This is a genomic window from Ruegeria sp. N7 (assembly GCF_056531345.1).
The window spans coordinates 132,460-139,771 of the sequence record NZ_JBQFLR010000009.1 but is presented as its reverse complement, the minus strand read 5'-3'; the positions used below and the strand labels follow the sequence as shown (position 1 = coordinate 139,771).

The window sequence follows — 7,312 nt, the reverse complement described above, 5'->3', positions numbered from 1 at the left end:
CCGCGAAGGCGGCCGCACCGTCGGCGCCGGCGTCGTGTCGAAAATCGTAGAATAATCCGTAGGCCGGGCTTCAGCCCGGCACATCGGTGAAACAAAGAAGGCCGCTCCATAAAGGGGCGGCCTTTTTTGTAAGTTATTGTATCGAAGGCCTTCGACCGACTCGTAGGCCGGGCTTCAGCCCGGCGCGTCTGTGACCCTAATGAAGGCCGCAACAAGAACATCAAGGCGGGGTGTGTCCCGCCCGATGAGTTCAACGAAATTCAGTTTTGCGGATAAAGCCAACTATGCAGTCGCGAGTTGGCAGATCAGCCCAACCCGCCTTCAGCTGCGGCCCGTACGGCCCGAATATTCTCACCGTAAACCTCGGGCCGATCAACTGATCCGCCTTTGAACACGGCAGACCCGGCCACCAGCACATCAGCCCCCGCTGCGGCAACAAGGGGCGCTGTCTGGGGATCAACACCGCCGTCGATCTCGATATGCACGGGGCGGTCACCAATCATCTGGCGCAATTTGCGGATCTTGCCAGTCATGTCGATGAACTTCTGGCCGCCAAAGCCGGGGTTCACGGTCATGACGCAGACCAGATCGGTGAGGTCCAGCAGATGTTCGACCGCCTCAGCCGGGGTGCCCGGGTTCAGGGCCACGCCTGCCTTCATGCCCGCGGCGCGGATCGCCTGCAGCGTGCGGTGGGTGTGGGCCCCTGCCTCGACATGCGCGGTCAGAATGTCGGCGCCTGCATCAGCGTAGGCCTGGATGTATGGATCGACCGGCGTGATCATCAGGTGCACGTCCATGACCGTCTTTACATGCGGGCGGAACGCTTTGACGGCTGGCGGGCCAAAGGTCAGGTTCGGGACGAAATGGCCATCCATTACGTCAACATGGACCCAATCCGCGCCCTGCGCTTCGATGGCCTGAATTTCTTGCCCGAAATTGGCAAAGTCGGCGGACAGAATGGACGGCGCGATCTTGATGGTGCGGTCAAAGCTCATATTGGCCTCGTATCAGCTGAAGAGTCGCGGATGCGTATACCCGTGAGGCGGGGCGATGGATACCCCCCGCACGTGTCGTGCCGTTACAAAACTTTCACTACGCTGACACATATCCGTTGAACGGCATCTGTAGCAGTCCGCCAACATGAATTGGGGGTGGCACGTGCTGCGTATCAAGAAACTGACCAAACGCTTTGGTGACAATGTTGCCGTGAATGCCGCGACGCTGGATGTGGACAAGCCATGCATGATCGGGATCATCGGACGGTCGGGCGCGGGCAAGTCCACCCTGCTGCGGATGATTAACCGCCTGACGGATGCCAGCGAAGGTGAAATCCTGTTTGAAGGCCGGGACATCACCCAACTGAAAGGCCGTGACAAACGCGCCTGGCAGGCCGATTGTGCGATGATTTTCCAACAGTTCAACCTGGTGCCGCGCATGGATGTGGTTTCGAACGTGCTGCATGGCACGCTCAACCGTCATTCGACGCTGGCCGCTATGTTCAACCTGTTCCCGATGGATGAAATTCACCGTGCCATCGACATCCTGGACCGGTTGGGAATTGCGGAGCACGCTCCGAAACGGGCCGAGGCCTTGTCGGGCGGCCAGCAACAGCGCGTGGCGATTGCGCGGGCGCTGATGCAGGACCCGAGGATTATTCTGGCAGATGAACCAATTGCCTCACTGGACCCGATGAATGCACAGGTTGTGATGCAGGCGCTGCGCCGCATCCACGAAGAAGATGGCCGTACCGTTATCGCCAACCTGCACACACTGGACACTGCACGTCGCTATTGCGACCGCGTGGTTGGGATGCGCGACGGGCGCATCGTGTTCGATGGGCTGCCCGAGCAACTGACCACGGGCGTCGCCCGCGAAATCTATGGTGCCGATGCCAGCTTCTCGGAAGAAGCGACATCAACGGAAATCGAAACGCTCGACGCCACGCAAAAGGCGCTGATGGAAGCAGAGGCAACCATCTGAGCGGTCCCAACACCTTTCATCGCCCGGCCCGATGAGAGGCCGGGGTTATCAAACTGGAGAGAGACAGATGAAAAAACTGATTGCTGCCTTGGTCGCAACCACAACACTGGCCGCACCGGTCATGGCCGAAGAAATCAGCGAATTCCGCATCGGCATTCTAGGTGGCGAGAACGCTCAGGACCGGATGAGCAAAAACGAGTGTCTGCGCGAATACACCGAAGAACTGTTGGGCGTTCCGACCAAATTGTTTGCCCCTGCCGACTATAACGGAGTGATTCAGGGGCTGCTGGGCGGCACGATTGATGTCGCCTGGCTGGGTGCGTCGGGCTATGCCAAAACCTATCTGAGCGACCCCGAAGCGGTTGAGCCGGTACTGGTTAAGGTGAACACCGATGGCGGTTACGGCTATTACTCGGTTGGTTTTGCACGCAAGGACAGCGGCATCACCTCGCTTGAGGACATGAAGGGCAAGGTTTTTGGCTTTGGTGACCCGAATTCGACCTCGGGTTATCTGATCCCGTCGATCGAGATTCCCCAGGCCACCGGAGCAACCATGGAATCGGGTGACTATTTTGCTGAGGTGAAATTCACCGGCGGTCACGAGCAGACAATTGTCGCGGTGAACAACGGTGACGTTGATGGCGGTGTGACCTGGGCTGATGGTCTTGGCGAGTGGGAAGACGGCTATCAGTCGGGCGCGCTGCGCCGTGCTGTGGATGCTGGTCTGGTCGACATGAACGATCTGGTCGAGATCTGGAAATCGGCACCGATCCCGGAAGGTCCGGTTGTACTGCGCAAGGCTCTGCCCGAGGATGTCAAAGCTCAGGTCACCGAATTGTGGAACACGCTGGATGAAAAAGACCGCGAATGTTTCTACGGCGTGGCCGCGGGTGAGGCCAAGAGCTTTGATCCAATTACGCATGAGGCCTACGAGGTCATCATCGAAGCGCGCAAGCTGAAGTCCAACTAAGACCGCAAATCCAATGATCGGGGTCCGGTGATGTACCGGACCCCGTTTTCCCTTCAGGAGCATTCCATGACAGACCTTACTGCAGGGTCCTTATCCGTCGATCAGATCCGCAACGACTATACAGCGATGACACGACGCAAGCGGGTCTATGGCGGCATCCTCCTGATTCTGTTCCTGTCGTTGATGGCGGCAGGGTTTCGCACAGCCGACAACCGGAATGCCGGCAGCTTTGTCGATGGCTGGCACCGTATTCTTGATTACCCCACAGAGGTTCTGTCCGAGGCGGGGGAGAAGATTGCCGAGATGCCAGCCAATCTGCTCTCGTTCTTCCCGGCTCTGATCGAGACAATCAACATCGCGGCGGCGGCGACGCTTGTCGGCACAATTATTGGAACGTTTTTCGCCCTGATGTCGACACGCGGCATGGCGCTGTGGCCGTCAATGATCCCGCTGTTTCGCCGAATATCAGACATCTGCCGCGCCATTCCCGAGATTGTAATTGCTTTGGTTCTGATCTTCATTCTGGGCGGTGGCCCGGTTCCCGCGATGATCGCCATCGCGATTCACACTGCTGGCGCATTGGGCAAACTGTTTTCGGAGGTGAACGAGAACGCCTCGCTGAAACCGGTGGACGGGCTGCATTCCGTCGGTGCCAACTGGTCACAGCGGATGTATCTGGGGGTGATCCCGCAGGTCGGGCCAAACTATGTCAGCTACGCGCTGCTGCGGTTCGAAATCAACATCCGTGCCTCGGCCATTCTTGGATTTGTTGGGGCGGGCGGTTTGGGTTACGAGCTGCGCAATGCCATGTCCTGGGGGCAGGGGCGTTATGACGAAGCCGCAGCCATCTTCATTCTTCTGTTCGTTACAATCGTGGTCGTCGACCAGCTGTCAGGCTACCTGCGCGACCGCCTGACCCACGGCTCGGAAAAAGGAGCTTTGGCATGAGCACCTTCGCAACCAATCTGACTGTTGATGACCTCAAAGCCGAAGCAGATCGCTTGTTCAACCGCAAGAGGTTGGTGAACTTCGGGTTGCCTGCTCTGGTTTTCGTCTATCTGGTCTATGTCTTCTTTGCTTTTGACGTGTCGGGCCTTGTGGGGCGCGCAAACTGGGCAAATGGCAAGACGCTGGTGGCTGACAGCTATAGCTACAAAACGCATATCGCCCGGGATAATCGCACCGGTGAAGTCTCTGCCGCCATCGAGGGTGAGCGCAAGGGGGCATATCCTGAAGGGCAGGCCCCCGAGTGGGTGGCACTGGGCGAGACAACTGTGATCGACCTTGAAAAGGGCCATGTCGTGCGTTTCGGTGCGCAGACGGTGGAATATGACATTCCCGGCTATGGCACCATTCGCGCAACACCCACGCGTTCGGCCGGTGTACAGGCGGAGTTGCCGGAGGGTGAGGTTCCGGAGTGGATCAACGTTTCTAAAAACCGGCTGTCTGTGACCACGGACGCAGGTCGTTTGACTGTCACCCGCAACCGGTCCGAGGTGTTTCGCTATTTCACAGGTTGGGAATTGTTCTGGTTCACGCTGGACAGCCCTTATTTCGGCAAGTCCTTCCCGGAACTGGCCGGACTGGCGGCGTCGGGCGAGGCGGGTGCGATCTTTAATGATTTCTGGACCAACAAGATGTGGCGCCATCAGGATGTGGCGTGGGCCATCTTCGAGACGATGCTGATGGCATTTCTGGGCACGTTTGGCGCGGCGATTGTGGCCCTGCCATTGGCCTTCCTTGCGACGCGCAATTTCAACCGGATGACATCCATCCGCTTTGCGATACGGCGTGTATTCGATTTTGTGCGCGGCGTAGACGCGTTGATCTGGACTGTGGTTCTGGCCCGCGCCTTTGGCCCCGGCCCGTTGACCGGTGGGCTTGCCATTCTGGTGACGGACACCGGGACATTCGGCAAGATATTCTCGGAAGCGTTGGAAAACGTGGATCAGAAGCAGATCGAAGGTGTGCAGTCCACGGGTGCGAACGCCCCGCAACGGTATCGGTTCGGCGTTATCCCTCAGGTCACGCCTGTTTTGCTGAGCCAGCTTTTGTACTTTCTCGAATCCAACACCCGCAGTGCGACGGTGATCGGTGCAATCACGGGGGGCGGTATTGGCTTGCTGCTGACGCAAGCAATCATCACGCAGAAAGACTGGGAAGAGGTCGCCTACTACATCATCCTGATCATTCTGATGGTGATGCTGATGGATTGGTTTTCGGGCTGGCTGCGCCGCCGTCTGATCCAGGGCGAGTCGGGTAAAAAGCGCAGGCCGCGCACACCCGATCCCAAACCGTTCCTGTTGCCCTGAACCGGGATTGGAAGGACAAGAAAACAGCGCGGTTCAGTGCGGCGCAACCGTTTGAAAAAGTGTCACAGAGCTTTTGCACGACCGTTCATCCGATTGCCGGATAACGTCGGCCCAAAGGCAGTTTATCCGGATTTCGCGCCACGCCCAACGGGATGAGACCTCCGGCAGGAGGTCGAGATCGAGCGGCAGGGATAGTGGTTTACTCTTCGTTCAGCGTCAGCGTGACACGCTCACCAGCAAAGACGGTTCGGCCATATTCGACGGGTGCGCCGTCCGGGTCCGCGTTGACACCGACCGAAAACAGCACCGGAGCACCTTCGGTCAGTTGCAGATGAAGGGCTTGCGTTGCTGTCGCGCCGCGCGCGGTCAATCGGGTCGAGATGCGGGTGTAATCCGCGATGCCGCAACGTTGCAGGGCTTTTGTTACTGACTGGGTCTCGGTCAGCGCCTGTAACAGGTTTGGAAAGCGTTCTGCCGGGAAGACACTTTGAAAAACGGCTATGGGCTGCCCATCCGCCAGCGATAACCCGTCATAGACATGCACCGGGTTCCCTTTGCTCAGACCCAGTGCTTCGGCCTCGGCTTCATCTGCCGCGCGTGTCGTCAGGGCCAGAATTTTCTTTCCCGGTATCTTGCCGCTGGCCGAGACGTTCTTGTGATATCGAACCCTTTTGCCAATCGGATAGTCGGTTGGCCGCGCGGCCACAAAAACGCCCGCACCGCGCCGGGCATGAACCAGACCTTGTTCCGACATGTCGGCCAATGCGCGCCGCACTGTGTGGCGATTGACACCGTATTTGGCGGCCAGCTGCGCTTCGGTCGGCAGGCGGTCACTGGTTTGATACCGCCCTTCGGCAATGTCCGAGGTCAGGCGCAAGGCGATGCTTTTCCAGATCGGCGTTTTGCTCATGTCATCAAATCTTCACACAGTTGGAGATTGCGTGTTGCGCGCACGCAGGCTAATATTTGTCTAGTTGTATAGTTCAAATAGACAACCCGGCCAAGAGGCTTTGATGACAGATCAGACAGAAATCGCGACCGGGGCGCGCAGGGATTGGATGGGTTTGCTGGCCCGTGCACCTGACGACACCCTGATGACCTTGTGGGACGGGATTGAGACCCGCCCGAGCTTTGACTGGCTGCGCCGTCCCGAGGTCGGGAGCGTGATGGTGCGCGGTCGCGCCGGTGGTACCGGAGCGCCGTTCAATATAGGCGAAATGACGGTCACGCGCTGTTCTGTGGTGTTGCAGGATGGAACGGTTGGTCACGGTTATGTTCAGGGCAGGTCGAAACCCAAGGCCGAAGCCGCAGCATTGATTGATGCGATAATGCAGACCGCGGCGGCAGATGAGGTACAGGCGCGGCTGCTCGACCCGCTTCAACAGCAAATACAGGCGGTCAAAAGCACGCGCGCGGCCAAGGCAGCGGCCACCAAGGTTGAGTTTTTCACGCTTGTTCGGGGGGAAGATTGATGGCCGTGCAAACACAGTTTTCCGGTGGCTTTCAAAACGCACCTGTCGATGCCGCATATGCGTTCCGCGCGGCGATGACCGTCATGGCGCGCCCGGGCTACATACGCGTCCTGTCGGGCGACGAACCCCCAGCGCCCCTGTCCGTGGCGGCTGGTACACTGCTGCTGACGTTGTGCGACCCCGAGACCAGGGTTCATCTGGCCGGAGGCACCGATACCGAAGCAATCCGCAATTGGCTGACTTTCCACACGGGCGCACCGCTCGTATCCGCAGCAAAGGCTGATTTTGCCGTTGGCACATGGGACGCATTGGGACCGCTTAACGCCTATCGCATCGGAACGCCGGAATACCCGGATCGTTCAGCAACCCTGATTGTGGAATGCGACCGGCTAGAGCAGAGCGGTGCCGTTCTGAGCGGCCCCGGCATCAAAAAGACCGCGCGCCTGTCTCTGCCGGATATTCCGGCGCTTCAGGGGAATGCGATGCTCTATCCCCTGGGGTGCGATTTCTTTTTTACCTGCGGCAACAGGGTTGCGGCCCTGCCCCGCAGCACGCAGATCACGTCGGAGACCTAAGCG

The 7,312-nt window shown here is 58.7% G+C and carries 8 protein-coding genes; 6 read left to right on the top strand and 2 right to left on the bottom strand.

Going from position 1 to position 7,312, the window contains the following annotated elements; translation table 11 throughout:
- Positions 1-305 precede the first annotated feature (305 nt).
- Complete coding sequence (gene rpe, locus ACR0ES_RS12265; protein WP_209598264.1) at positions 306-995, bottom strand: ribulose-phosphate 3-epimerase; 690 nt, start codon at positions 993-995, stop codon at positions 306-308.
- A 163-nt stretch (positions 996-1,158) separates the two neighbouring features.
- On the opposite strand from rpe, the gene phnC reads away from it, so the two are divergent.
- From phnC to phnE (ACR0ES_RS12245), 4 genes are all read left to right on the top strand, one after another.
- The gene (gene phnC / locus ACR0ES_RS12260) at positions 1,159-1,980 is read left to right on the top strand and encodes a phosphonate ABC transporter ATP-binding protein (protein ID WP_480507128.1); all 822 of its coding nucleotides are present in this window, start codon (positions 1,159-1,161) and stop codon (positions 1,978-1,980) included.
- Positions 1,981-2,047: 67 nt separating this feature from the next.
- Positions 2,048-2,950, top strand: coding sequence for a phosphonate ABC transporter substrate-binding protein (gene phnD / locus ACR0ES_RS12255; protein ID WP_267365714.1), 903 nt, complete (start codon positions 2,048-2,050; stop codon positions 2,948-2,950).
- 66 nt (positions 2,951-3,016) lie between these two features.
- Positions 3,017-3,898, top strand: coding sequence for a phosphonate ABC transporter, permease protein PhnE (gene phnE / locus ACR0ES_RS12250; protein ID WP_480870840.1), 882 nt, complete (start codon positions 3,017-3,019; stop codon positions 3,896-3,898).
- A complete protein-coding gene (phnE, locus tag ACR0ES_RS12245; protein ID WP_480774012.1) occupies positions 3,895-5,262 on the top strand; it encodes a phosphonate ABC transporter, permease protein PhnE in 1,368 nt (455 codons plus the stop codon). Before phnE (ACR0ES_RS12250) ends, phnE (ACR0ES_RS12245) begins: the two co-directional genes overlap by 4 nt.
- Positions 5,263-5,461: 199 nt before the next feature.
- On the opposite strand, the gene phnF is transcribed toward phnE (ACR0ES_RS12245), so the two are convergent.
- Complete coding sequence (gene phnF / locus ACR0ES_RS12240) at positions 5,462-6,172, bottom strand: phosphonate metabolism transcriptional regulator PhnF (RefSeq protein WP_480484067.1); 711 nt, start codon at positions 6,170-6,172, stop codon at positions 5,462-5,464.
- A 103-nt stretch (positions 6,173-6,275) separates the two neighbouring features.
- On the opposite strand from phnF, the gene phnG reads away from it, so the two are divergent.
- Both phnG and phnH read left to right on the top strand, forming a co-directional pair.
- The gene (gene phnG, locus ACR0ES_RS12235) at positions 6,276-6,734 is read left to right on the top strand and encodes a phosphonate C-P lyase system protein PhnG (RefSeq protein ID WP_480518653.1); all 459 of its coding nucleotides are present in this window, start codon (positions 6,276-6,278) and stop codon (positions 6,732-6,734) included.
- On the top strand, positions 6,734-7,309 hold the full coding sequence (gene phnH, locus ACR0ES_RS12230; RefSeq protein WP_480870839.1) for a phosphonate C-P lyase system protein PhnH: 576 nt from the start codon (positions 6,734-6,736) through the stop codon (positions 7,307-7,309). The genes phnG and phnH overlap by 1 nt, the downstream gene beginning before the upstream one ends.
- Positions 7,310-7,312: the final 3 nt, after the last annotated feature.